The sequence below is a fragment of the Paraburkholderia dinghuensis genome, assembly GCF_003837865.1.
GTDB classification, from domain to species: Bacteria; Pseudomonadota; Gammaproteobacteria; order Burkholderiales; family Burkholderiaceae; genus Paraburkholderia; species Paraburkholderia dinghuensis.
This window is the reverse complement of sequence record NZ_RQIS01000024.1, coordinates 54674-80187: the sequence shown is the minus strand read 5'-3', so window position 1 is coordinate 80187 and position 25514 is coordinate 54674. Positions and strand designations below refer to the sequence as shown.

The 25514-nt window shown below is 63.6% G+C and carries 23 protein-coding genes and 1 pseudogene; 13 read left to right on the top strand and 11 right to left on the bottom strand.

Annotation, left to right across the window (positions count from 1 at the left end; genetic code table 11):
- The 3 genes and pseudogenes from D1Y85_RS24410 to queF form a co-directional block, all read left to right on the top strand.
- Positions 1-95 (top strand): annotated as a pseudogene (locus tag D1Y85_RS24410) (threonine dehydratase); the annotation flags it as partial.
- Positions 96-107: 12 nt separating this feature from the next.
- On the top strand, positions 108-1064 hold the full coding sequence (locus D1Y85_RS24405) for a 5'-nucleotidase (protein WP_124153655.1): 957 nt from the start codon (positions 108-110) through the stop codon (positions 1062-1064).
- Positions 1061-1885 (top strand): NADPH-dependent 7-cyano-7-deazaguanine reductase QueF, encoded by an 825-nt coding sequence (queF, locus tag D1Y85_RS24400; protein ID WP_124153654.1) that lies wholly within the window; start codon positions 1061-1063, stop codon positions 1883-1885. The genes D1Y85_RS24405 and queF overlap by 4 nt, the downstream gene beginning before the upstream one ends.
- A gap of 203 nt (positions 1886-2088) precedes the next feature.
- Here queF and D1Y85_RS24395 read toward each other — a convergent pair whose 3' ends face one another.
- From D1Y85_RS24395 to mpl, 7 genes are all read right to left on the bottom strand, one after another.
- Entirely contained in the window at positions 2089-3285 is a 1197-nt protein-coding gene (locus D1Y85_RS24395) for an MFS transporter (protein WP_124153653.1), read from the bottom strand.
- Positions 3286-3408: 123 nt separating this feature from the next.
- Positions 3409-4338, bottom strand: coding sequence for a LysR family transcriptional regulator (locus tag D1Y85_RS24390; protein ID WP_124153652.1), 930 nt, complete (start codon positions 4336-4338; stop codon positions 3409-3411).
- Positions 4339-4598: 260 nt separating this feature from the next.
- Positions 4599-5321: a monofunctional biosynthetic peptidoglycan transglycosylase gene (mtgA, locus tag D1Y85_RS24385; RefSeq protein WP_124153651.1), complete on the bottom strand. Its 723-nt coding sequence runs from the start codon at positions 5319-5321 to the stop codon at positions 4599-4601.
- Between the two features lie 27 nt (positions 5322-5348).
- Positions 5349-6218, bottom strand: coding sequence for a shikimate dehydrogenase (gene aroE, locus D1Y85_RS24380; RefSeq protein ID WP_124153650.1), 870 nt, complete (start codon positions 6216-6218; stop codon positions 5349-5351).
- Entirely contained in the window at positions 6215-8347 is a 2133-nt protein-coding gene (locus D1Y85_RS24375) for a ribonuclease catalytic domain-containing protein (RefSeq protein WP_124153649.1), read from the bottom strand. The genes aroE and D1Y85_RS24375 overlap by 4 nt, the downstream gene beginning before the upstream one ends.
- A 118-nt stretch (positions 8348-8465) precedes the next feature.
- Positions 8466-9041 (bottom strand): YqiA/YcfP family alpha/beta fold hydrolase, encoded by a 576-nt coding sequence (locus D1Y85_RS24370; RefSeq protein ID WP_124153648.1) that lies wholly within the window; start codon positions 9039-9041, stop codon positions 8466-8468.
- The gene (gene mpl, locus D1Y85_RS24365) at positions 9038-10441 is read right to left on the bottom strand and encodes a UDP-N-acetylmuramate:L-alanyl-gamma-D-glutamyl-meso-diaminopimelate ligase (protein WP_124153647.1); all 1404 of its coding nucleotides are present in this window, start codon (positions 10439-10441) and stop codon (positions 9038-9040) included. Before mpl ends, D1Y85_RS24370 begins: the two co-directional genes overlap by 4 nt.
- Before the next feature lie 276 nt (positions 10442-10717).
- Here mpl and D1Y85_RS24360 point away from each other — a divergent pair, with 276 nt between their 5' ends.
- The 10 genes from D1Y85_RS24360 to D1Y85_RS24315 all read left to right on the top strand — a co-directional run bounded on the left by D1Y85_RS24360 (position 10718) and on the right by D1Y85_RS24315 (position 18992).
- Complete coding sequence (locus tag D1Y85_RS24360; protein WP_124153646.1) at positions 10718-11401, top strand: UDP-N-acetylmuramate--alanine ligase; 684 nt, start codon at positions 10718-10720, stop codon at positions 11399-11401.
- A gap of 11 nt (positions 11402-11412) precedes the next feature.
- Complete coding sequence (locus D1Y85_RS24355; RefSeq protein ID WP_124153645.1) at positions 11413-11961, top strand: TlpA family protein disulfide reductase; 549 nt, start codon at positions 11413-11415, stop codon at positions 11959-11961.
- 194 nt (positions 11962-12155) lie between these two features.
- Positions 12156-12608, top strand: a complete 453-nt coding sequence (aroQ, locus tag D1Y85_RS24350; protein WP_124153644.1) for a type II 3-dehydroquinate dehydratase — start codon at positions 12156-12158, stop codon at positions 12606-12608.
- 106 nt (positions 12609-12714) lie between these two features.
- A complete protein-coding gene (gene accB / locus D1Y85_RS24345; protein ID WP_124153643.1) occupies positions 12715-13179 on the top strand; it encodes an acetyl-CoA carboxylase biotin carboxyl carrier protein in 465 nt (154 codons plus the stop codon).
- A gap of 167 nt (positions 13180-13346) precedes the next feature.
- On the top strand, positions 13347-14714 hold the full coding sequence (accC, locus tag D1Y85_RS24340) for an acetyl-CoA carboxylase biotin carboxylase subunit (protein WP_124153642.1): 1368 nt from the start codon (positions 13347-13349) through the stop codon (positions 14712-14714).
- A 3-nt stretch (positions 14715-14717) separates the two neighbouring features.
- Positions 14718-15614: a 50S ribosomal protein L11 methyltransferase gene (prmA, locus tag D1Y85_RS24335; RefSeq protein WP_124153641.1), complete on the top strand. Its 897-nt coding sequence runs from the start codon at positions 14718-14720 to the stop codon at positions 15612-15614.
- A 65-nt stretch (positions 15615-15679) separates the two neighbouring features.
- Complete coding sequence (locus D1Y85_RS24330; protein WP_124153640.1) at positions 15680-16840, top strand: zinc-ribbon and DUF3426 domain-containing protein; 1161 nt, start codon at positions 15680-15682, stop codon at positions 16838-16840.
- 117 nt (positions 16841-16957) lie between these two features.
- Complete coding sequence (gene tpx, locus D1Y85_RS24325; protein WP_124153639.1) at positions 16958-17458, top strand: thiol peroxidase; 501 nt, start codon at positions 16958-16960, stop codon at positions 17456-17458.
- Between the two features lie 77 nt (positions 17459-17535).
- Positions 17536-18477, top strand: a complete 942-nt coding sequence (locus D1Y85_RS24320) for a carbohydrate kinase family protein (protein ID WP_124153638.1) — start codon at positions 17536-17538, stop codon at positions 18475-18477.
- 38 nt (positions 18478-18515) lie between these two features.
- Complete coding sequence (locus D1Y85_RS24315; RefSeq protein WP_124153637.1) at positions 18516-18992, top strand: outer membrane lipoprotein; 477 nt, start codon at positions 18516-18518, stop codon at positions 18990-18992.
- Between the two features lie 257 nt (positions 18993-19249).
- Here D1Y85_RS24315 and D1Y85_RS24310 read toward each other — a convergent pair whose 3' ends face one another.
- The 4 genes from D1Y85_RS24310 to D1Y85_RS24295 all read right to left on the bottom strand — a co-directional run bounded on the left by D1Y85_RS24310 (position 19250) and on the right by D1Y85_RS24295 (position 25097).
- Positions 19250-19843, bottom strand: a complete 594-nt coding sequence (locus tag D1Y85_RS24310) for a histone H1-like DNA-binding protein (RefSeq protein ID WP_124153636.1) — start codon at positions 19841-19843, stop codon at positions 19250-19252.
- Between the two features lie 28 nt (positions 19844-19871).
- Complete coding sequence (locus D1Y85_RS27755) at positions 19872-20189, bottom strand: hypothetical protein (protein ID WP_124153635.1); 318 nt, start codon at positions 20187-20189, stop codon at positions 19872-19874.
- A 92-nt stretch (positions 20190-20281) separates the two neighbouring features.
- Positions 20282-21505 (bottom strand): ribonucleotide-diphosphate reductase subunit beta, encoded by a 1224-nt coding sequence (locus D1Y85_RS24300; RefSeq protein ID WP_124153634.1) that lies wholly within the window; start codon positions 21503-21505, stop codon positions 20282-20284.
- 586 nt (positions 21506-22091) lie between these two features.
- Positions 22092-25097 (bottom strand): ribonucleoside-diphosphate reductase subunit alpha, encoded by a 3006-nt coding sequence (locus tag D1Y85_RS24295; protein ID WP_124153633.1) that lies wholly within the window; start codon positions 25095-25097, stop codon positions 22092-22094.
- Positions 25098-25514 lie beyond the last annotated feature (417 nt).

Below are 25514 nucleotides of genomic sequence, written 5' to 3'. Positions count from 1 at the left end.
CCGACGATGCCGAATTCCGCCGCTTTCTTGCTACGCTCGGTTATCCGTACTGGGAAGAGACGCACAATCCGGCGTACCGGTTGTTTCTCTCATAAGAGGCCGCAATCGTGGGCGTTTCGCTCTCCGACAAACTCGTTGTCGCGATCTCGTCGCGCGCCCTCTTCGATTTCGAGGAGGAAAACCGCGTCTTCGAAACAGGCGACCTTGCAGCCTACGAAGCCCTGCAGCGCGCGCGCCTGAACGTGCCCGCGCAGCCCGGCGTCGCGTTCGCGCTGATCCGCAAGCTGCTCGCGCTCAACGACGCCGCGCATCACGTCGAAGTGGTGATCCTCTCGCGCAGCGATCCGATCAGCGGCCTGCGTGCGTTCAGTTCGTGCCGCGAGCATGGGCTGGATATCCAGCGCGGCGTGTTCACGCGAGGGAGTGCGCCGTGGCGCTATCTGTTGCCGCTCAATGCGTCGCTCTTTCTCTCCGCGAATCCCGATGACGTGCGCGGCGCGCTCGACGCGGGCTTTCCCGCCGCACGCGTGTTCCCACGCGTCGACGCAAATTCGGAGACAATAGCGGGACGCAATGCGGGCGAGATTCGCATCGCGTTCGACGGCGATGCGGTGCTGTTTTCCGACGAAGCCGAACAGATCTTCCAGCGCGATGGCCTCGGCGCCTTCGTGAGCCACGAGCGCGACAACCGCGAATTGCCGCTCGCGCAAGGTCCGCTCAAGCCGCTGCTCGAAGCGCTGCATCGCCTGCAGAAGCTCGCGGACGCAAACGCGCAGATGCGCATCCGCACCGCACTCGTCACGGCGCGCTCGGCACCGGCGCACGAACGCGCGATCCGCACGCTGATGGCATGGAACATCGAAATCGACGAAGCGATGTTCCTCGGCGGACTCGACAAAGGCCCGTTCCTGCGCGAGTTCGAACCCGATTTTTTCTTCGACGACCAGATCCGCCACTGCGAATCGGCCCGCTCGGTCACGGCGACCGGGCATGTGGCTAGCGGCGTGGCGAATGCAAAAACACCGGCCAACGGCCCAGCAGCACAAGTAACCATCGCATCATGACTCCTGAACAATCTCCGCTCGGCAAGCCCGCCGCCTACACCGAACAGTACGACGCGTCGTTGCTGTTCCCGATCCCGCGTGCAGGGGCGCGCGAAGCGATCGGCATCGGCGCGCAACTGCCTTTCTTCGGCACCGATATCTGGAACGCCTACGAGCTTTCGTGGCTGAACGCGCGCGGCAAACCGCAGATCGCGATCGCGACGTTCTTCATCCCCGCCGACTCGCCGAACATCGTCGAATCGAAATCGTTCAAGCTCTATCTGGGTTCGTTCGCGCAGACGAAGCTCGATTCCGCCGAAGTCGTCCGCGACACGCTCAAGCGCGATATCACGGCGGCCTGCGGCGCGCCGGTATCGGTACGGCTCGACCAGCCGGGCGGATTCGGCAAGATCCAGTTCGAGGAATTCGACGGCCTATCGCTCGACCGTCTCGATCTGGAAGCCGAGGTCTATCATCCGGATCCGTCGCTGCTCACGGCTGCCTTCGACGAAGCGCCGGTCGAAGAAACGCTGTACTCGAATCTGCTGAAGTCGAACTGCCCGGTGACCGGGCAGCCCGACTGGGGCAGCGTGCAGATTCATTACGTGGGGCCGCAGATCGACCAGGCGGGGCTGCTGCGCTACATCATTTCGTACCGCAACCACACGGGCTTTCACGAGCAATGTGCGGAGCGCATGTTCGTGGACATCCTGAACGCGTGCAAACCGGACCGGCTCGCGATCTACGCGCGCTACACGCGCCGCGGCGGGCTCGATATCAATCCGTTCCGCACGAACTACAACATGCCGATGCCGGATAACGCGCGGCTCGCGCGGCAGTAAGTCGACGCAACGAGGCAGACCATGAAAAAAGCGCCGTCAACGGCGCTTTTTTTGGGGCTGTTCGCGGGTTAGCGGGGGAATGGTGATTCCCGACCCAAAGCGCTCCGTTGACTCCCATACCTCCAGCGGCCATTTCGGCCGGTATTACGCCCGTTCGGCATCGCGGTAATTTTCGTGCCCCACCGACCTGAAAGGATTGTCTATCAGCCACGCCCGCGCTGATGCACGAGGAATGCCACGACCGTAGCCAGAACCAGGCCACCGCCGCCCAGCACAATGCCCGCCCAGCCCATCGCGTTATAGAGCGTGCTAGCCACCGCCGATCCCATGGCACCACCGACAAAAATACTCGTCATGTACAGCGCATTCAGGCGGCCGCGGCTCGCAGCATCGAGGGCATAAACGGCTCGCTGGCCCAGTACCATGTTCATCTGAACCGCGAAATCCAGAGCGACCCCGGTCACCCCCAACCACACAACACCATGTGCACCGCCAATCAGGCCCGGGAGGAGACTTACGGCCGCGACGATCATGGCGAAAAGAGATGTTCCCCGCGTATAGCCAGCATCGGCAAGCCGACCCGCAACGGGTGCTGCAGCCGCACCCAACGCGCCTACCAGGGCGAACAGACCAATTTGCTCTTGTGTCAAGCCATAGTGCCGGGTCAGCTCAAGCGGCACGCTCGTCCAGAACAGGCTGAAGGTGCCGAACAGCAGACCTTGATACAGAGCGCGCTCGCGCAACACGGCAAATCGAGTAAAGAGATGCCACAGTGAGCCGAGGAGCTGACCGTAGTTGGACGTATGTTCAGGCACTCGCCGAGGCAATGTCGCTGCAATAACACCGACCGTACCCAGCGTCATGGCCGCCGCAAACATGAACACGGCACGCCAGCCGAAGTGCTGCGCGAGGAAACTCGACAAGGGACGCGCCAGCAGAATGCCGAGCAACAATCCGCTCATGATGTTACCCACTACGCGTCCACGCGATCGCTCAGGAGCAAGATGGGCAGCGAGTGGAATCAGAATCTGTACCGTGACGGAACTCAGCCCGACGAGCAGGGACATGAAAAGGAAGACGCCCGGTGTAGCAGAGAAAGCTGCGGCCAGCAGGCTCGCCGTAGCGGTCAGCGCCGTTACGATCAATAGTCGACGGTTTTCAAGCAGATCGGCCAGGGGAACCAGAAAAAACAGGCCAAGTGCATAGCCAATCTGCGTCAGTGAGACGATCAGGCTCGCGCCCTGCGACGACAGTCGAACGGCCGGGGCGATAAGCTCGATGATCGGTTGGGCGTAGTAGATGTTGGCGACGATCGCGCCGGCGCTGACTGAAAACAGTCCCACCAGCGTCGGTGACATCTCGTGATGGGCGCTTTCCGCGCTGGAAGACACGGTGTTCATGGCGAAGTCCTCAGGGTTGAATGCATCTGAAAGAGATGCCCCGAAGCTTAGCCAGCCATTCAACCGTACAGAATAGGGTCGCAGCGCAACACGGCTTTGCGGGCAACGCAAAGCCGCGGGAGATCAGCCGGGCATGACCCGCATCGCCCGATACATCGGCCCTGGAATCTGGGCGAGAAAATCGAGGAATGCCGAGACACGGCGAGACCCTCGTTGACTGGGCAAGTACAACGCAGTAACGGCCGAAGTCGCGCGATTGGGGTTGACCGTCCAGTGGTCGAACAGCACGGTCAACCGCCCCGCGTGAATATCCGCATCGACCAGCCAATCCGGCAGCAAACCGATGCCGCTGTCCGACATGACGAGTTCGTACAGCATCTCCATGTTGTTGGCGCGCAGTCGCCCAGATACCGGTACCTGCAGTTCTTCCTCACCACGTTTGAACGTCCAGACCTGAGCGTTACTGCCGAAACTGAAACGCAGGCAAGCGTGCGCGGTCAGATCCATCGGAGACTCAGGGGAGCCATGCTGCTGCAGGTAAGTCGGGCTCGCTACGACATACCGGCGAAACGTACCAATCTGCCGCGCAATCACATCGTCATAGGAGGCTGCGCTCCCCAGCCGGATCGAAACATCGATTCGCTCGCCGAGGAGGTCGACGATCTCGTCCGTCATCGTGACGTCCAACTCGAGCTTGGGATGCATCGTCAGTAGACGACCGAGGAATGGCGCAATGCAGCGCCTGCCGAATGCCACCGGCAGCGAAACACGCAATTGGCCGACCGGTGTATCGCCACGATCCGCGATCATGGCGTCGGCTTCGGAAACCGCATCAAGGATCTTGCGCGCACGTTGGTAATACGCCGCCCCTGCTTCCGATACCGTCACCTGACGAGTCGATCGATTTAGCAGAACTGCCCCCAGTTCGGTCTCCAGACCGTCGATCGTGCGCGTGACGGACGAAGTTGCCAGATCCAGTCGGCGTGCCGCGGCAGAAAACCCTCTGGCATCGACGGTTTCGACAAACATTTGAAGTGCCAGCAGTTTGTCCATGCGCACGGTCTCCTTGGGGGGCTCGAAGTTGGTGATTGTCGTACAGCGCGCTCACTGTGTGGATTCAATGGGGCGCGCACAGCGGCAGATTCCCTGATGGTTGACATTCGATAAAACCGGGCCTGCGTGAACGACGTCAGGTCGGAGAGTTGCATCTTCCTGGCGTTATCGGCGGCGCAAGGTTCACTTGCGCACCGGAGGGATTCCGGCGCTCCAGTTCGCCGCCTACGATATGCGCCTCGTCTTGCATGAAGACAAAATCAATGCGGCACTTCCGCGGCCCCCATGCGCCGCGCGATCACCGACGCGCGCTGCGCCAGATAAGCCGAATCGCGATGCTCGTCGAAATACTTCGGACGCGGCAGCATCACCGCAAGCCGCGCCGATTGCCAGGCGGTGAGCTTCGACGCGGGCGTGCGGAAGTAGTACTGCGCCGCAGCCTCGGCGCCATAAACGCCATTGCCCCACTCCACCGAATTCAGATAGATCTCGAAGATGCGCTCCTTGTCGAGCAGCGTCTCCAGCATCCAGGTGATGATGAGCTCCTGGCCCTTGCGGATGTAGCTTTTCTCGCGCGAAAGGAACAGGTTGCGCGCGAGCTGCTGCGTGATCGTCGAACCACCAGCCGCGATGTGGCCGCGCCGCCGGTTCTTTTCCCACGCCTGCAGGATCGCGTCGGTTTCGTAGCCTTTGTTGTTGACGAAGTTCGCGTCCTCGGACGCGATGATCGCGCGCTTGAGGTTGCGCGATATCTGGTCGTAGGGCACCCAGCGATGCTGGATCGAGAGATCGGGACGGTCAGCGCCAAAGCGCGCTTCGTCGGTGCGCATGAATGCCGTCGACTGCGGATCGACGAAATTCCAGGCCGCGATCTGCGCGAAGTAGTAGCCCTGCAGCGCTATCCAGGCAATGACGAACACCGCGACCACATAGGCCAGCCAGCGCAAGGCGCCCGGACGTTTCACGCCTGAGTGCTTCGGCATCGCGGCCCCCGAGTGCGTGCGGCGCGCTTAAGCCTGCGCCGCCAGTTGCGCGCGCAGCGCGGCCAGCACCGGCGCGCTGTCCGGGCGCACGCCGCGCCAGACGTAGAACGATTCCGCTGCCTGCTCGACCAGCATGCCGAGCCCGTCCGCCGCGCGCGCTCCGAGCGACTGCGCATGGCGCATGAACACCGTCGGCTGCGCGCCGTACATCATGTCGTAGGCCAGCGTGCGCGTGCCGAACGCGCGTTCGTCGCATTCGGGCAGCGCGGCGTCGAGGCTGCCTGCGGTCGCGTTGACGATCACGTCGTAGGGCGCCGGATCGACCGCGTGCGGCCCACCGCCGTTGATGACGCATCCCGCCTCGGCCGCCGCGCCCGCGAACTGTCCGATCAGATCGTGTGCCTTCGCGGCCGTGCGATTGACGATAGTGATCTCACGCGGACCGCGTTCGAGCATCGGCAGCACGACACCGCGCGCCGCCCCGCCCGCGCCGAGCAGCAACACGCGAGCGCCCTTGAGGGCGACGCCGAGATTCGCTTCGATGTCGCGCACGAGACCGAAGCCGTCGGTGTTGTCGCCGAAGATGCCGTCTGCGTCGAAGCGCAGCGTGTTCACCGCACCCGCCGCCGCCGCGCGCGGCGAGAGCCGGTGCGCGAGCGCATGCGCTTCGAGCTTGAACGGGACGGTCACGTTCAGGCCGCGGCCGCCGGCCGCCTTGAATGCGTTCACTTCGTCCGCGAAACCATCGAGCGGCGCGAGCAGGCGTGTGTATTCGATGTGCTCGCCGGTTTGCTCGGCGAACCGCGCGTGAATGAACGGCGACTTGCTATGCGCGACCGGGTTGCCGATCACGGCATAGCGGTCAACGTGCAAGTCGCCCACGCCGGCCGCGCTCATTCGCGTGTCTCCGCTGTATGCTGGGCCTGCTGCCCGTTCGAATCGGCGGCTGATTCATCGGCGTTTTCGGCGGCGTTTTCGTCCGCATTTTCGTCGTTAGCGCCTTCGCCCGCCTCCGATTCGGCGAGCGCTTCAGCCTCGCTTTGCGCCGATTCGTCCGCGGCTTCGATCAGTTCGTCGTCTTCGCCCTCTTCTTCAGCTTCCGCACCGCTCGTCACGACCGGCGCATCGAGCACGCGCAGCATGCGCACCGACGCCTCGATGGTCAGCTCGTCGATCGACATCACTTCGAGCAGCACGCGCGTGCCGCGCGCATGTACGCCGAGCGCCGGCACGTGCATGATCAATGGCACTTCCTCGAAGCGCACGAGGTCGTCCTTAATAACGGTCGCGGCGAATTCGCGGCGGTTTTCCTGCTTGAGCCAACGCAGACACCAGAAGTACTCCATGCGGCGCTGATAATCGGCGTAAGCGGTATAGGTCTCGTCGAAGCCCTGCACGACCGCAAAGAGATCGGCGTCCTTCGGCTTGAACGGCGCGACGAGCTTCGCAGCCACGCCGTGCTCGACGCACGCGAGAAGCTGCCACTGGTTCACGAGGTCAACGTACCGGCGCAGCGGCGACGTGCTCCACGCGTATTGCGTGACACCGAGGCCTTCGTGCGGCGCCGCCGTGGTCTGCATGCGCGTGCGCTTCGGACCGCTCGGCGCGCCGAACGCGCGTTGCGAGCGATAGATGCCCGGCACGCCGTGATCGTGCAGGAACGCACCCCACGTCGAATTCGCGAGGATCGCGAGCTCCGCGACGATCGTGTCGAGCGGCGAGCCGCGGCGGCGCGGTGTGATCGTGACGTGCTCGCCATCGACGTAGAAGTTGAAGTCGGTGTTGCGCTGGACTTCGCGGCGCAGGCCGTAGCCCGCACGCGCCTCCTGGCGCTTCTCGAAGAGCGATTGCGCGAACGGCCACAGCACCGCGATATCGTCCTTGTGCGGATAGTCGCCGGTGCCTGCCGCGAGGGTCTCTTCGGTGACGAGTTCGTCGAGCGTGTTGTGGCGCAGGTTGTTCTTCACGAACACGCGCTCGGCACGCGTTTCGGTCGCGACGATGTCCTGCGTTTCGCGGTTCACGATGCAGTAGAGCGACAGCGCCGGACGCAGTCCGCCTTCCTTGAGCGTGAACGCATCGACGAAATCGTCGGGCAGCATCGTGATCTTGTCGCCGGGCATGTAGACCGTCGAAAGGCGCGTGCGTGCGATCGTGTCCGCCATGTCGCCGCGCTGAATGCCGAGCGCAGGCGCCGCGATGTGAATGCCGATGCGCACGCGGCCATCGGAGAGCGGCTCGATCGAGAAGGCGTCGTCGATTTCGGTGGTCGTCACGTCGTCGATGGAGAACGCCTCGACGTGCGGCCCCGCCTCGGGCAGATCCTCGGGCAACGCGCCGACTTCCACGGCCGGGAAGCCCGTGCCGTGCGGGAAGAACTCCGCGAGGAAACGCGCCTCGTGCAACGCGCGCGGCGACGCGATGCCGCCGCATTCGAGCATCAGGCGCGGCATCGAGATTCCACGGTGAGCCGCGGCCGCTTCGAGCGCCTTGTACTCGATGGAATTCTTGTCGGGTTTCGTCAGAAGGCCCAGTGCCTTGCCCCGGAACGCTTCGGGCAGCTTGCCCGCCTTCAGGTCATCTTCGTAACCGGCCTGCACGAGCGCCTGCTGACGCTTGCGCTCGAGCGCGGCGAGCGCCATCTTCAACTGCTCTTCGGGCGCACGCTGGTACTGGCCGCGTCCCTTGCGGCGGAAATACACGGGCGAACCATGCAGGCACAGCACGAGCGCCGCGCGCTCGATCGCACCGTACGTTTCACCGAAGTATTCGGCGGCGAGCGTCGTGAACGCGAATTCTTCGGCGGGCGCGCATTCCCAAAGGAAGTCGAGATCGATCTCCTTCGCAGCGGCTTCCGCCTGTTCCATCAATTCAGCGGCAGCCGGCTTTTCGAACTCGATCAACACGTCCTTCGCGCGCACCTTCGCGCGGCGTCCGCCCGGCAACTCGACCTGAAATGCGTCGCCCTGGCGCGACAGCACACTGCCCGCCTTGAAACTGCCCGATTCCTCAAAGAAAACGTTCACTCAATACTCTCGTTCAGACTTGCTTAGACCGCCCACGCGATGCGGTGAGGCGGTGCTGTATACATACAGACTGGCGTTCGCGCCTGTGTTCAGCGCGATGCCTTCTATTGGAGATACGTCAGGGCGCGTCGCACCAGGCAATCGCGTCGTCGACGTAATCGGCAAATTCGCTGATGCCGTGGTCGCTGCCCTCGATCAGCTTCGTGCGTACGCCCGGATAGTGCGCGAGCATTTCCCGATAGTCGAGCACCTCGTCGCCGGTCGCGGCGATCAGATAGTAGCGCCCGGGCTGCGTCACCGATGCGACGGCCAGCCCACGCAACTCATCCAGATGGCGCTGCTCGACGACGATACTGCCGCCACCGTGCCAGAGCGGCTGCTCGCCAAGATACTTCGACAGATCGCGGTCCGGCACCACCGCCGGATTGAGCAGCACGGCACGCCAGCCGTGCTTTTCGGCGAGATGCGTCGCGAAATAGCCGCCGAGCGAACTGCCGATGAGCGTCACCCGCTCGCCCGGCTTCACGCGCGAGCCGATTTCCTGCTCCGCGATCGCGATGGCATCGACGGGCGACACAGGCAGCGTCGGGCAGAGCCATTCGTCGGCGCGGCCCAATTCAGCCAGGCGAGCGGCGATGAGCTGCGCCTTGAACGACTGCGGCGACGACCGGAACCCATGCAGATAGACGATCACGACGTACCCCGCGCAGAAAGCGCATCGAGCAGCTTCTGATGCACGCCGCCGAAGCCGCCGTTGCTCATCACGAGGACCTGGTCGCCCGGGCGTGCGGCCGCGACCACAGCCTTCACGAGCGCGTCGAGGTCGTGGAATGCCTGCGCCTTGCCGCCGAGAGGCGCCAGCGCGCCGGCCAGATCCCAGCCGAGCGCGTCCTTGCCGCCTGGTGCGCCGTAGCCGAACACGAGGTCGGCATCGGCGAGACTCACGGGCAGTTGCGCCTTCATCACACCGAGCTTCATCGTGTTTGAGCGCGGTTCCAGAACAGCCAAAATGCGCGTTCGTTTGCCATCCTCGCCGCTACCCACGCGCGTGCGCAGTCCGGCGATGGTCGTCTCGATCGCGGTGGGATGGTGCGCGAAGTCGTCGTAAACGGTCACGCCGTCCACGCTGCCGCGCACTTCCATGCGGCGCTTCACGTTACGGAACGTCGTGAGCGACTGGGCGGCCTGCGCGGGCGGCACACCGACGCTGCGCGCCGCGGCAATCGCCGCGAGCGCGTTCAGCCGGTTGTGTTCGCCCTGGATCTGCCACTCGACGACACCCACGCGCTCACTGTTGTGATAGACGGCGAAACGTTCATCGACGGGCATATCGCTCGCGGCGGGAAGCGCCTGCCAGCCACCGTCGACGCCAAAGCGTTCCACGTCGCTCCACACGCCGCGCGTGAGCACGCGCTCGAGCGCATCCGAGCGGCCGTTCGTAACAACACGGCCCACACCGGGAATCGTGCGCACGAGATGATGGAACTGCGTCTCGATCGCGGCGAGGTCGGGGAAGATGTCGGCGTGATCGTATTCGAGGTTGTTCAGCACCGCGGTGCGCGGACGGTAATGGACGAACTTCGAGCGCTTGTCGAAGAACGCGGTGTCGTACTCGTCGGCTTCGATGACGAAGAAGCTCGAATCGGTGAGCCGCGCCGACACACCGAAATTGAGCGGCACGCCGCCGATCAGGAAGCCGGGATTCAGGCCCGCGTCCTCGAGCAGCCACGTGAGCATCGAGGTCGTCGTGGTTTTGCCGTGCGTGCCCGCGACGGCGAGCACCCACTTGTCGCGCAGCACATGGTCGCCGAGCCACTGCGGCCCGGACGTGTACGGCAAGCCGCGGTTCAGGATCTCCTCCATCAGCGGATTGCCACGCGACACCACATTGCCGATCACGTAGAGATCGGGCTTCAGATCAATCTGGCTTGCGTCGTAACCCTCGATCAGGCGGATGCCCTGCGCTTCGAGCTGGGTGCTCATCGGCGGATACACCCCTGCGTCGCAGCCGGTCACGGTGTGGCCCGCGCTGCGCGCGAGCACGGCGAGACCGCCCATGAACGTGCCGCAAATGCCGAGGATATGGATGTGCATAAGCCTGTCACGCCGCGCGGGCGTCGGGAAACGGGTTGTCGGGATGGGGTACGCGAAGACGGCGGCGTGCGCCGCCACAACGAAGGACGCTATTGTACCCGACGCTCACCCGACGGCGCGGGCCATGGGCCGCCGCCGCGGGGCGCGGAACCGGTGCCAGGCGAGGTGCCGCGGACGCCGGACGGCGGCAACCGGAGGACAACACGGAGGACAACCCGGGGTGCGACCTGGGCGCCAGTCGGGCGCCCAGGCATTCTCCAGTATCATTGAGGGATCATGATTCGCAGAGCACATTTCGATCCGCAACGCGTGCGCGAGGAAATCGCGATCGCGGCAGCACGGATGATTGCCGAAGACGGCCTCGACTACGCGAGCGCCAAGCGCAAGGCGGCGCGGCAGGTCGTGGGGGACGCGCGCATCGACGGCGCCTGGCTGCCCGACAACGATCTGATAGAAGAGGAAATCCGCGAATATCAGGCCCTGTTTCAGGGCGAGAGCCAGCCGGTGGTGCTGCGGCGGCTGCGCGAGATCGCGCTCGACTGGATGCGGCGACTCGATGCCTTCAACCCGTTTGTGACGGGCGCGGTGCTCAACGGCACTGCGGGTCAGCATTCTGACATCCATCTGCAGATCTTCTGCGACAACCCGAAGGACGTCGCCATCTGGCTTCTGAACGCGAATGTGCAATATGACGTGTCGGAGACGCCCCACTTTGCTGCGCGCACCTACGTGGAGACGCTGAGCTTCATGTACCGGCCGTCGCGCAACGAGGAGCCAGTGGGCATCCACGTTGCGCTCTATGACACCGACGACCTGCGCGGCGCCGTGCGCGCCGACGCTCGCGGACGCCTGCCGCGAGCGAACGCCGAGGCGCTCAAGGCGCTGATCGACGAAAGCGACGCGACATCCTCCCGCGTCCTGACGTCAACCTCACTCAATCAACACGATCAAACGGACTGAAAAGCGCACCGATGAACACGAAGCGGATTCTGGCTACCGTCGTGGTGGCGGCTCTGGCTGCCGGCGGCGGCATTCTGGCGGGACACTGGGCAAAGGGCGGCAACGCGGGCAAGGCCGACGCGGCCTCGGTCGCGGACAAAAACGCTGTCGGAGAACTGTGGTCCGCCGCCGTCACGACCCCCGACGGCAAGCCCCAGTCGCTAGCTCACTACAAGGGTCGCCCGATCGTCGTGAATTTCTGGGCCTCGTGGTGCGGTCCGTGCGTCGAAGAGATGCCGGAGCTGTCCGCGCTGCAGCGCGAGTACGCGAAGAAAGGCATCCAGTTCATCGGGGTCGGAGTCGACTCCGGCGCGAACATCAAAGCGTTCCTCCAGAAAGTGCAGGTCGACTACCCCATCTACGTGGCGGGATTCGCCGGCGCCGATGTCGCGCGCGCATTCGGCAATACGGCAGGCGGCTTGCCGTACACCGTCGTTATCGACGCGAACGGCAACGTACGCGCGACAAAATTAGGCCAAATCAAACCGGACGAACTTCGTCATACGTTGGATGCACTTTGACGCAGCGGAAGAATTGACCGGACCTTAACCGCCGTACGGCACTTTTTGCTTTGGGATTTACGCTTTTTGACAGAAGATCGCTGATTCTGACGGACGCAGAGCAAACTAAGGGCCGCATCACTCTCTCGGAAAACTAGACAAAATTCTCTAATCGGCGCTAAAGTTCGCGCAACTCCACGGAATAACAAGCGACCATGACGCGACTGCTGGTTCTTCACGGCCCCAACCTCAATCTTCTCGGCACGCGGGAACCTGAGGTCTATGGGCGTGTGACGCTCCCGCAGATCGATCAGGCGCTCGCTGACCGTGCCGCCGATAGAGGCGTGACACTCGCGACGTTCCAGAGCAATCACGAAGGGGCGCTTGTCGATCGCATCCAGGCTGCGCGCGTCGAAGAAACCGATTTCATCCTGATCAATCCGGCCGCCTACACGCACACGAGCGTGGCGATCCGGGACGCGCTGGCAGGCGTCGGCATTCCGTTCGTCGAGATTCACCTGTCGAACGTGCATCGCCGCGAGGCCTTCCGGCATCACTCGTATTTTTCCGATCTGGCCGAAGGCGTCATCTGCGGGCTCGGCTGGAAGGGTTACCTGTACGCGCTCGAATACGCGCTTGACCGGCTTGCCGCCGCCAAAAGCGCGTGATTCGCGGGTCGCGCCGTCCGCATTAGCCGACTCACTCTGACAGACAACACCAATCCTGTGCCGGCGCGCGCGCCCCGGCACCTCACGCATTCAAAGGGGCTGCACCATGGATCTACGTAAGCTGAAGACTCTGATCGACCTCGTTTCCGAGTCGGGCATCTCGGAACTCGAAGTCACCGAGGGTGAAGGCAAGGTGCGTATCGTCAAGAACGCTCCGCCGGTCTATATCCAGCCGCAGGCCGCCCAGTTCGCGGCACCCATGGCCGCACCGCTCGCTGCGCCCGCCCACGCCGCCGAAGGCGCTGCCAGCGTCGCTGCTGCGCCGGTGGTGCCGCAAGGCCATGTTGTGACTTCGCCGATGGTCGGTACGTTCTACCGCGCACCGTCGCCGGGCGCCGATCCGTTCGTCCAGGTCGGCGACACGGTCAAGGAAGGCCAGACGCTGTGCATCATCGAAGCGATGAAGTTGCTGAACGAAATCGAATCGGACGTGGCCGGCGTGGTCAAGGAAGTCCTCGTCGAGAATGGTCAGGCTGTGGAATACGGCCAGCCCCTCTTCGTAGTCGCATAAAGCCGTTGGCGCGCTCGCGCTGCGGCGGTGCCGCACGCGAGACGCATGAGTTGCCTGTGCTGCGTGCCGCATGCGCGAAGAGCGCTTCGCGACGCACGCGCGACCGATCCTCTCAGGTGTCCCGCCTGTCCCTTGCGCGGCGCCCATTGAAGAGTCGAATACCCACCATGTTTGAAAAAATCCTCATTGCCAATCGTGGCGAAATCGCGCTCCGTATCCAGCGCGCGTGCCGCGAACTCGGCGTCAAGACCGTCGTTGTCTACTCGGAAGCCGACAAGGAAGCCAAGTACGTGAAGCTCGCCGATGAGGCGGTCTGCATCGGCCCGGCTCCGTCGAACCTCAGCTATCTGAACATGCCCGCGCTCATCAGCGCAGCGGAAGTCACCGACGCCGAAGCGATCCACCCCGGCTACGGCTTCCTTTCCGAGAACGCGGATTTCGCCGAGCGCGTCGAGCAGTCGGGCTTCACGTTCATCGGCCCGCGCCCGGAAACGATCCGCATGATGGGCGACAAGGTCTCCGCGAAGCACGCGATGATCAAGGCCGGCGTGCCGTGCGTGCCCGGCTCGGAAGGCGCATTGCCGGACGATCCGAAGGAGATCGTCAAGATCGCGCGCGCGGTCGGCTACCCCGTCATCATCAAGGCGGCGGGCGGCGGCGGCGGCCGCGGCATGCGCGTCGTGCACACGGAAGCGGCACTCGTCAACGCGGTCAACATGACGCGTGAAGAAGCGGGCCGTGCGTTCGGCAATCCGCAGGTGTACATGGAGAAGTTCCTCGAGAATCCGCGCCACATCGAAATCCAGGTGCTCTCGGATTCGTTCAAGAACGCCGTGTGGCTCGGCGAACGCGACTGCTCGATGCAGCGCCGCCACCAGAAGGTGATCGAGGAAGCGCCTGCGCCGGGTATCGCGCGCCGCCTGCTCGATCGCATCGGCGACCGCTGCGCCGACGCCTGCAAGAAGATGGGTTACCTCGGCGCGGGCACGTTCGAGTTCCTGTACGAAAACGGCGAGTTCTACTTCATCGAAATGAACACGCGCGTGCAGGTCGAGCACCCGGTCACCGAGCTGATCACCGGCATCGACATCGTGCAGGAACAGATCCGTATCGCCGCCGGCGAGAAGCTCGCGTTCCGCCAGCGCGACATCCAGTTGAAGGGCCACGCGATCGAGTGCCGTATCAACGCTGAAGATCCGTTCAAGTTCACGCCGTCGCCGGGACGTCTCACGTCGTGGCACATGCCGGGTGGCCCGGGCGTGCGCGTCGATTCGCACGCCTACAATGGCTACTTCGTTCCGCCGAACTATGATTCGATGATCGGCAAGCTGATCACCTACGGCGCGACGCGCGAACAGGCGATCCAGCGTATGCGCATCGCGTTGTCGGAGATGGTGGTCGAGGGCATCCAGACGAACATCCCGCTGCACCGCGAGCTGATGCTCGATGCGAAGTTCGTCGAAGGCGGCACGAGCATTCACTACCTCGAAAACCGTCTGGCCGCGCGCCAGCAGGTTCAGAAGGAAGAAGCGTAATTCATGAGCTATCGGGAACTGATCGTCGAACTCGATCGTGAACGCGCCGAGGAACTCTCCGACGCACTGATCGAACTCGGCGCGCTGTCGGTGTCGGTCGAAGATGCCGACGCCGACACGCCCGACGAGCAGCCGCTCTTCGGCGAGCCCGGGCTCACGCCCGATCGCACCGCGTGGCAGCACTCGCGCGTGATCGCGCTCATCGGCGACGATCAGGATCCGGCCGTGCTGCTCGCGGCCGCAGCGAACGAACTCGGCCTCGCGGCGCTGCCTGCGTTCGCGCTGCGCGAAGTCGAGGAGCAGGACTGGGTGCGGCTCACGCAATCGCAGTTCGAGCCGATCCAGATCGGCCAGCGCATCTGGGTCGTGCCGTCGTGGCACGATGCGCCCGATCCCGACGCGCGCGTCCTCGAACTCGATCCGGGCCTCGCATTCGGCACGGGCAGCCATCCCACCACGCGTCTTTGCATGGAGTGGCTCGAACAGCACGTCAAGCCGGGCAACTCGCTCCTCGACTACGGTTGCGGCTCGGGCATCCTCGCGATTCTCGCGAAGAAGTGCGGCGCGAATCCGGTTATCGGCATCGACATCGACCCGCAAGCAGTCGAATCGGCGCGCCACAACAGCGCGCGCAATCACGCCGACGTCACCTACGGCCTCCCCGACGACTGCCCGCCGGGCGAGTTCGACATCGTCGTCGCCAACATCCTGTCGAATCCGCTGAAGCTCATGGCTTCGATGCTCTCGTCGCGCGTAAAACCCGGCGGACGCCTCGCGCTATCGGGCATCCTCGCGCGCCAGGCCGAGGAAGTGGCTCGCGTCTACGAACCGTGGATCGACATCGCCGTCTGGCGCGAACACGAAGGCTGGGTTTGCCTCGCTGGTACGCGGCGCGGCTAGCGACGGAATGCCAGTAGAATGGCGGGTATCGCTAACCCACCGGTCTACCCAGATCAACGGCCCACATGCTCCTGGCAACGCGCTGTCCCTTCTGCGAAACCGTCTTCCGTATCGTGCCCGCGCAGCTTGCAGTGCGTCGTGGCCTCGTGCGTTGCGGCCACTGTCAGGAAGCGTTTGATGCGTCGGGCAGCCTGTTCGAGGTGCCGGACAACGGCGAGTTCGCAAATGCCGTTCCCGTTGCCGCCGATGTCGCAGCGACCCTGACCGCGCCGGCCACGACACATCTGCCGGAAGAAAAGCGCGAGGCAGTCACATCAGCTGGCGCTCCCGATTTCGCGAATCCCGCGTGGGACCCGTGGGCACCGCCCGCTGACAGCCAGATCGACAACCGGCTGCTGTACAGCGCCGAACACCTGCCGCAGCCCGCGATCGCGCCGAGCGTCACACCGACGTTCACGCCCCCGCTCGCCGAGCCGTCGCTCGCGCCCGAGCCGGCAACACACGCGAGCGCCACAGCGACGGCAGCACAATCGACTGCGTCGCATTGGCAACGCGTCGAACCAGGCATCAACGAGCCCACACTGACCGCGGACGAACCATCGTCCGTTCGCACCGACGATCCCGAGCCCGTACTGCCAGGCGCCGCTGCGGCAGCGTCTGCGGCGGCGGCCTTCAGCAGCCTGTCTCCAGGTGCTGGTCCTGAACCGTTCGCCGTTACACGCGAAACGCCCGCGCGCGCACCGCGCCGCACGGGCTGGCGCATCATCGGCTCGTTGTTCGCGCTTGTGCTGCTCGCATTGCTCGCGGCTCAGCTCGCCTGGTGGCTGCGCGAGACGGTGATGGTCTACTGGCCCGCCTCGAAGCCGCTCTACGAGCAGGCATGCCAGCAGCTCGGCTGCCGAGTGCTGCCACCGCGCGATATCGACGGCCTGCAGGTCCAGCCGTCCGATCTGCGCCAGGTCGACGATCCGCATCACCTCGAACTGAAGGTGCCGCTGCGCAATCACTTCAACGTGGCGCTCGCGTTTCCAGCCATCGAACTGACACTGCTCGACCATCAAAATAACGTGGTCGTGCGTCGCGTGCTGTGGCCGCAAGACTATGTGACGCCCGGCACGCGCATCGAGGCCGGCTTGCCGGCACGCACCACGCAGACGATGATCGTGCGGCTCGACACAGGCAACGTCGTCGCTTCGAACTTCCGCATCGAGATCTTCTATCCCTGATGCCCGCGTTGTTGTCAGTTTCGCCTGCGGGACTGCTTTCGAGCGGCCCGCACATTCCCTGCGCCCGGCGCTACCGGCGCGCTTTTCATTGGTACATGAACTCGCGGAGAGCACATCATGAGTCAAGTTACGCTGGGTGGTAACCCGATCGACGTTGCTGGCACGTTCCCTTCGGCTGGCCAGAAGGCGCCGGCATTTTCGCTCGTCGGCCGCGATCTGAAGCCTGTCTCGCTCGCCGATTTCGGCGGCAAGCGCAAGGTGCTCAACATCGTCCCGAGCCTCGACACGCCGGTCTGCGCCACGTCGACGCGCAAGTTCAACGAATCCGCGGGCAAGCTCGACAACACGGTCGTCGTCGTGATCTCGGGCGACCTGCCGTTCGCGGCGGCGCGCTTTTGCACGACCGAAGGCATCGAGAACGTCGTGACGGCCTCGACCTTCCGCGGCCATGACTTCGCGCAGGCCTACGGCGTCGATGTGACGAGCGGCCCGCTCGCCGGCCTGACCGCGCGCGCGGTCGTCGTGATCGACGCCAACGACAAGGTCGTCTACGCCGAGCGCGTCAGCGAGATCAAGAACGAACCGAATTACGACGCTGCCCTCGCAGCACTAAAGTAATCTGGCATCTGTGCGCCGCCGCGCCTGGCGCGCGGCGCACGCCCGGACTCACCCTCCACGCTACAGGAACTCCAGCCTTGTCTACGTTGATTTGCGGCTCGCTCGCCTACGACAACATCATGACCTTCGAAGGTCGCTTTCGTGAGCACATCCTGCCCGAGCAGGTGCACATCCTTAACGTGAGCTTCCTCGTGCCGACGATGCGTCGCGAATTCGGCGGCTGCGCAGGCAACATCGCCTACTCGCTGCATCTGCTCGGCGGCGATGCGCGCATCATGGCGACGCTCGGCGGCGCCGACGCACAACCGTACCTCGATCGCCTCGACACGCTCGGCCTCTCGCAAGCGCATGTGCGTGTGCTGCCCGACACGTGGTCGGCACAGGCGATGATCACGACCGATCTCGAAAACAACCAGATCACTGCGTTCCACCCGGGCGCGATGATGCAGTCGCACCTGAACCGCGCCGACGAGGCACCTGGCATCAAGCTCGGTATCGTCGCGCCGGACGGCTTCGACGGCATGGTCCAGCACGTCGAGCAGTTCGCGAAGGCCGGCGTGCCGTTCATTTTCGATCCGGGTCAAGGATTGCCGCTCTTCGACGGGCCGTCGCTGCAACGCGCGATTGAACTTGCGACGTATGTTGCGGTCAACGATTACGAAGCCAACCTTGTCAGCCACCGCACCGGCTGGTCGCTCGAAGAGATCGCCAGCAAGGTCGATGCGCTGATCGTCACGCGCGGCGAGCACGGGTCGCAGATCTATCACGACGGCGGCATCGAGGAGATTCCTCCGGTGCAGGCGGAACGTGTACTGGATCCGACCGGTTGCGGCGACGCGTTCCGCGGTGGTCTGCTCTACGGCATCGAGAACGGCCTCGGCTGGGCAACCACCGGGCGTCTCGCGAGCCTAATGGGCGCGCTCAAGATCGAACATCAAGGTCCACAGAACTATGCACCCACACGGGCGCAGATCAATGAACGGTTCATGAAGGCGTTCGGATACGAACTGCCGAACTGAACGCAGGCCCCGCGCGGGGGCCTTCTGGAGTTATACGAATGAGAACAACAAGTTGTTTGCTGGTTGCAGTGCTGGTGGCGGGTTCGTTTGCGGTTTCGGGGTGTGCATATAACAGCAGTTCCGCCGACGTCTATACGGCGTCGCAGGCGCAGCGCGAGGCCATGGTCCGCATGGCCACGATCGAGAGCGTTCGTGCCGTGAAGATCAGCTCCAATGACGGACAGCCCACCGGCCTCGGCGCCATTGGCGGCGGCGCGCTCGGCGCGGTAGCCGGCAGCGCGATCGGCGGCGGACGCGGTTCGATCGTCACGGGCATCATCGGCGGCATCGCGGGCGCAGTGGCTGGCAATGCGGTGGAAAACGGCGCCGCGTTGCGCGACGGCCTCGAGCTTACGGTGCGTCTCGACAGCGGCGACCTGCGTGCCATCACGCAGACCTCCACCGGTGAAGTCTTCAACGCGGGTGACCGCGTGCGCCTGCTCTCGAGCGGCGGCGTGACCCGCGTCACCCACTAACAGCGGTTTCCCCTGTACCGCGGCGGCGCCCTTGCGCCTTACGCGGAACCTCAGGCGCATGTGCTCCCCTGTGCATGCGCCTTTTTTCGTGCGTGCTCGCCGGCTCGCGATCGCACACGCCCCTGCGCGCGTACCACGGGGCCCACGGACGAAAAAAATCCCGTCGCGAGCAACGCCAGCGACGGGATCATGATCGGGCCTTGAAGCCGCCCGAACTGCGAGGCACGCAAGATGCGTGTCTCGCCTGGTACTGCGTATTACGGACGGCTGCCGGTCGGGAACGGCCATGCAGCAGCCGGGTTCAGGGCAGTCTTCACCGATGCTGCGGGTGCAGCCGGTTGCGCAGCAGGGGCAGCAGCAGGCGCGGGAGCGGCAGCCTTCTTCGCAGGCGCTTTCTTGGCAGCCTTCTTCGCGGCAGCCTTCTTCGCAGGCGCGGCCTTCTTCGCAGCAGCCTTCTTCGCAGGCGCGGCCTTCTTCGCTGCGGCCTTCTTCGCAGGCGCGGCCTTCTTCGCTGCGGCCTTCTTCGCCGGCGCTGCCTTCTTCGCAGCAACCTTCTTCACGGCGACTTTCTTCGCGGCAACCTTCTTCGCTGCGACCTTCTTCGCCGGAGCAGCCTTCTTCGCAGCAACCTTCTTCACTGCGACTTTCTTCGCTGCGACCTTCTTTGCAGCGGCCTTCTTCGCCGGAGCAGCCTTCTTCGCAGCAACCTTCTTCACGGCGACTTTCTTCGCTGCGACCTTCTTCACTGCGACCTTCTTCGCAGCAGCCTTCTTCGCCGGAGCAGCCTTCTTCGCTGCAACCTTCTTCACTGCGACCTTCTTTGCCGCCGGTTTCTTCTTGGCAGTTGCCATTTTCTTCTCCTTCAGGTTCAGATGAGAGTCAGTTCAAACATCGCCCTTCGTCAAAACCCGCTTCCCGCGAACGCTTATCAGGGCGCACGCTGCGAAGCGGGCTATTCATCGGCGTACGCTGATCCCGCGCGCTTACGCTAATGAATGCGGTAAGGCGCGCAGTGCCATCGGGCACTGCGCGCCATGTCAACCCGGCGTCGGATATCGACACCGGCCAACGTTCGTTGAAGACGCCAGCCATATGGCTAACGCCGTTTTCCGGGGGGAAGTTTGCCCATCCCTCTGAAGGGTTCGCAAAGTGCCAGTCATATCGGTCAGCCACCAGGGCCCCGGGCACGCTTTGCATCAGGCGTTCCTGCTCCTAATCATCTAGCCGGCATGGGCGCTCGCGTAGCGCCGCCGGCACCCCAAAAGACTTGTTCAGCAGTGCACCCCAGGTTACTCCCAGGACAATGCACCGCCCGTCTGATATTCGATCACGCGCGTCTCGAAGAAGTTGCGTTCCTTCTTCAGGTCGATCATCTCGCTCATCCACGGGAACGGGTTCTCTTCGTTCGGGAACAGCGGATCGAGACCGATCTGCTGGCAACGCCGGTTGCTGATGAAGCGCAGATAGCTCTTGAACATCGACGCGTTCAGACCGAGGACGCCACGCGGCATCGTGTCTTCCGCGTAGCGGTATTCGAGGTCGACCGCCTGCTTGAACAGATCAGCGATCTCTGCACGGAACGCGGGGGTCCACAGGTGCGGGTTCTCGAGCTTGATCTGATTGATGAGGTCGATGCCGAAATTGCAGTGCATCGACTCGTCGCGCAGGATGTACTGGTATTGCTCCGCCGCGCCGGTCATCTTGTTCTGGCGGCCGAGCGCGAGGATCTGGGTGAACCCGACATAGAAGAACAGGCCTTCCATGATGCAGGCGAACACGATCAGCGACCGGAGCAGCTTCTGGTCGGCGTCTGTCGTGCCCGTCTTGAACGACGGATCTGTGAGCGTATGGATGAACGGGATCAGGAACTCGTCCTTGTCGCGGATCGACTTGACCTCGTGGTACGCGTTAAAGATCTCGCCTTCGTCCAGACCGAGCGATTCGACGATGTACTGGTACGCGTGCGTGTGGATCGCCTCTTCGAACGCCTGGCGCAGCAGGAACTGACGGCATTCGGGCGCCGTGATGTGGCGGTAGGTGCCCAGCACGATATTGTTCGCGGCGAGGGAGTCGGCGGTCACGAAGAAGCCGAGGTTGCGCTTGACGATCCGGCGCTCGTCCTCGGTCAGACCGTTCGGGTCCTTCCAGAGCGCGATGTCGCGGGACATGTTGATTTCCTGCGGCATCCAGTGGTTCGCACAGCCGGCCAGATACTTTTCCCAAGCCCACTTGTACTTGAACGGGACCAACTGGTTCACGTCGGTCTGACCGTTGATGATGCGCTTGTCGGCGACATTCACGCGCGCTTCGGAGGACACCGCTGCCTGAGCCGGCGGAGCGACTGCGAAGTCGCTGGCGAAAATGTTTTCCGCAGTGGATGCCTGAGGAGTGGAACGCAGACCGAACTGCACATCGGCAGCCGGGACAGCCTCACCCGCGAGGTTGCGCATCGCATTTTGTTGCGCACCGCTCGACGGAGTTACGGCCGTTTTCTCGTCATCCCAGTTGAGCATAAATGTCACCATCAATTTAGATCGGTTTGTACCATCTTTTCGTGAGCGGTAAAAGGGTTCGCACACGAAAAGTCCAGTTTTCGTTTCGCGTTGCGACCTGCATACAACACTTTGTCATTGCATTGTGTCGATCAACATGCGAGAGGCGCTGCGATAACGATGTGTTCGAATGCCTTCGCGCGTTTCAAATGAGCCTTGAAACTTGCGAGTAGTCGCGACGCGCGAGTGCTCTTGATTGCAGTCGATCGCTCTCGATCGAGGTCGCTTGCGTCTGCTTGCGTCCGCTTGCTGCGCGATGCACTTCGCTTCGTCACTGCCATACGTGCGGACTTCGCCGCCTCGTCGCTGCCTGTTGTGCAGCGTGTCCCGGGCGCATCGGTGAAAACTCCAGGGATTCCTGATGCCTTCGCTCGCCGACTTCTTTCGTGCGTCGCGGCATGGGTGCCGTGCGTGTCGGGAATTAGCCGCAAGCGGATGACGCGAGCGGCGAGAACTTCCTCTTGCCAGGCGGCGCGCATCGCACGCGCCGCCCTTCTCTACTATTTACTACTGCAGTGCTGCTTCAGTCACGAGGCATTGCACCACGTCACTGGCAGGCCTCGCACTCTTCGAAGCCCGGGTCGCCCGGACGCATCATGCACACGGGGCCGTCGGCTTCGGGCGCTTCCACGATCGGTTCGGCCTCTGCGGCGCTCGCCGATTGCAGCATCGTCGAATCCGCTCCGCCACCCGTCACGCCGAAGCCCGCGCCACCGCCGTATGCGCCACCAGCACCACCCGCACCGCCGTCGCCGTTCGTCGGCACCGCGTTAAGCGCGCCGTGCGCGACCGTCGACTTCTCGACGTGCGTCGCCGCCATCGTACGCAGGTAGTAGGTCGTCTTGAGACCGCGCAACCACGCGAGCTTGTAGACCTCATCGAGCTTCTTGCCCGACGCACCTGCCATATAGATGTTCAGCGATTGCGCCTGGTCAATCCACTTCTGGCGACGCGACGCTGCCTCGACGAGCCAGCTCGGATCGACTTCGAACGCCGTGGCGTAGATCGCGCGCAGGTCGGCCGGGATGCGGTCGATGCGCGAGAGCGTGCCGTCGAAGTACTTCAGGTCCGCGACCATCACCTCGTCCCACAGGCCGCGCTCCTTCAGATCGCGCACCAGGTAGTCGTTGACGACCGTGAACTCGCCCGAGAGGTTCGACTTCACATAAAGGTTCTGGAAGGTCGGCTCGATACAGGCCGAGACGCCGATGATGTTCGAAATCGTTGCCGTCGGTGCGATGGCGACGCAGTTCGAGTTGCGCATACCGTGCGTCGCGATGCGCGAACGCAGCGCTTCCCAGTCCATCGTCTCGCTCGTGTCGACTTCGACGTAGCCGCCGCGTGCGTCGGCGAGCAGCTTCAGCGTGTCCTGCGGGAGGATGCCGCGATCCCACAGCGAGCCACGGTACGTCGAGTAGCGGCCGCGCTCCTGGGCCAGCTCGGTCGATGCCCAGTAGGCGTAGTAGCAGACCGATTCCATCGAACGGTCGGCGAACTCGACGGCCTCCTGCGACGCGTACGGCGTGCGCAGCAGATGCAGGCAGTCCTGGAAGCCCATGATGCCCATGCCGACCGGGCGGTGCTTCAGGTTCGAGTTACGCGCCTTCGACACCGCGTAGTAGTTGATGTCGATGACGTTGTCGAGCATGCGCATCGCGACGCTGATCGTGTGCTTGAGCTTGTCCTGGTCGAGCGCGTAGCTGCCGTCGTCCTGCTTGACCATGTGCGCGACGAGGTTCACCGAGCCGAGGTTGCAGACGGCGATTTCGGCATCGCTCGTGTTCAGCGTGATTTCCGTGCAGAGGTTCGACGAGTGGACGACGCCGATGTGCTGCTGCGGCGAGCGCACGTTGCAGGGATCCTTGAACGTGATCCACGGGTGGCCCGTCTCGAACAGCATGCCGAGCATCTTGCGCCACAGCTGGGCGGCAGGCATCTTCTTGAAGAGCTTGATCTCGCCGCGCGCGGCCTTCTCTTCGTAAGCGGTGTAAGCGGTTTCGAACTCGGCGCCGAACTTGTCGTGCAGGTCCGGGCAGGTCGACGGCGAGAACAGCGTCCAGTCGGCGCCTTCCATCACGCGCTTCATGAACAGGTCGGGAATCCAGTTCGCCGTGTTCATGTCGTGCGTGCGGCGGCGGTCGTCGCCGGTGTTCTTGCGCAGTTCCAGGAATTCTTCGATGTCGAGGTGCCACGACTCCAGGTACGCGCACACCGCGCCCTTGCGCTTGCCGCCCTGGTTCACGGCGACGGCCGTGTCGTTGACGACCTTCAGGAACGGCACGACGCCCTGCGACTTGCCGTTGGTCCCCTTGATGTGCGAGCCGAGCGCGCGCACGCGCGTCCAGTCATTGCCGAGGCCGCCCGCGAATTTCGAGAGCAGCGCGTTGTCCTTGAGCGCTTCGTAGATGCCGTCGAGGTCGTCGGCAACCGTCGTCAGGTAGCACGACGACAGCTGCGAGCGGTGCGTGCCCGAGTTGAACAGCGTCGGCGTGGACGACATGAAGTCGAACGTCGAGAGCACGTTGTAGAACTCGATCGCACGCGCTTCACGGTCGATCTCGTTCAGCGACAGACCCATCGCGACGCGCATGAAGAAAGCCTGCGGCATCTCGATGCGGGTGCCGTCGACGTGGAGGAAGTAGCGGTCGTACAGCGTTTGCAGGCCGAGGTAACCGAACTGCAGGTCGCGGTTCGCGTCGAGCGCCGATGCGAGGCGCTTCAGGTCGAACTGCTGCAGCTTGTCGTCGAGCAGGCCGGCTTCAACGCCGCGCTTCACGAACTGCGGGAAGTAGTCGGCATAACGCTCGGCCATCTGCGCCTGCGTCACTTCCTCTTCGAGAATTTCGCGACGGATCGTGTGCAGCAGGATGCGCGAAGTCACCTGGCTATAGGCCGGATCCTTTTCGATCATCGTGCGCGCGGCGAGGATGGCCGAGTCGTAGACCTGTGACATCGGCACGCCGTCGTAGAGGTTCTTCACCGTTTCCGCGACGATCGGATCGGCGTTCACAGCATCACCCAGCCCCGCGCATGCCGACTCGATCAGCGCGTGCAGCGCGTGCATGTCGAGTGGGCGCGTGACGCCGTTGTCGGTCACGTTCAGGCTCGCAGCGGGCGGCGCCTGTTCTTCCTGCGCGTGGCTGCGCTCCTGGTTGCGCTTTTCGCGATACAGCACGTAAGCGCGCGCGACGTTGTGCTCGCCGCCGCGCATCAGCGCGAGTTCAACCTGGTCCTGGATATCTTCGATATGGAACGTGCCGCCGTTCGGACGGCTACGCAAGAGCGCGCGCACGACGTTCTGCGTGAGCTGCTCGACGAGTTCGCGCACGCGTGCCGACGCCGCGCCCTGCCCGCCATTGACCGCCAGAAAGGCCTTCGTCATCGCGATGGCGATCTTCGACGGCTCGAACGCCACCACGCTGCCGTTGCGGCGGATCACCTTGTGGTCGGCGAACTGTGACGCATTCGTCTGGCCGTCCTGCGTCTCACCACCCAGCGTGTGCGCGGCGTGCGCGCCTTCAAACCGGGTCGAGACGTTATCGGTCGTTTGCATGTGCAAAGCTCCTGGTCCTGGAAGTGTGCGAAGAGTTTTCGCGGATTAAAACGGACGCCGCGCCCCCGTGTGCGCGGTCGATTAGGCGGAGAAAAAAAGACAGCCTGGCGAGGATGCCGGATGCGGCAAAGCAGATGGGACAAACGAAACGCCGGTCTTCATCGTGTATGCCGCGATCATTGGCTGCACCCCTTTTCTCGATTACTGCCGGTGCGTCGGCGATTCACCGGCTGTTTTGCCGGTTTTTTACTCACTGCGCACCGCACATCGTTCTTTTTCCTATGTCGCCAAAGCGAGCGGCGCCGTGCTCGTCGAGCGAGGCGCCGCGGCGCAACACAACATATGGTGTGAAGCTGTGTTTCGGGAACAAAGTATAGTGGAGAATAAAAACCGGTCAAACGTTTTTATTTGGGCCGG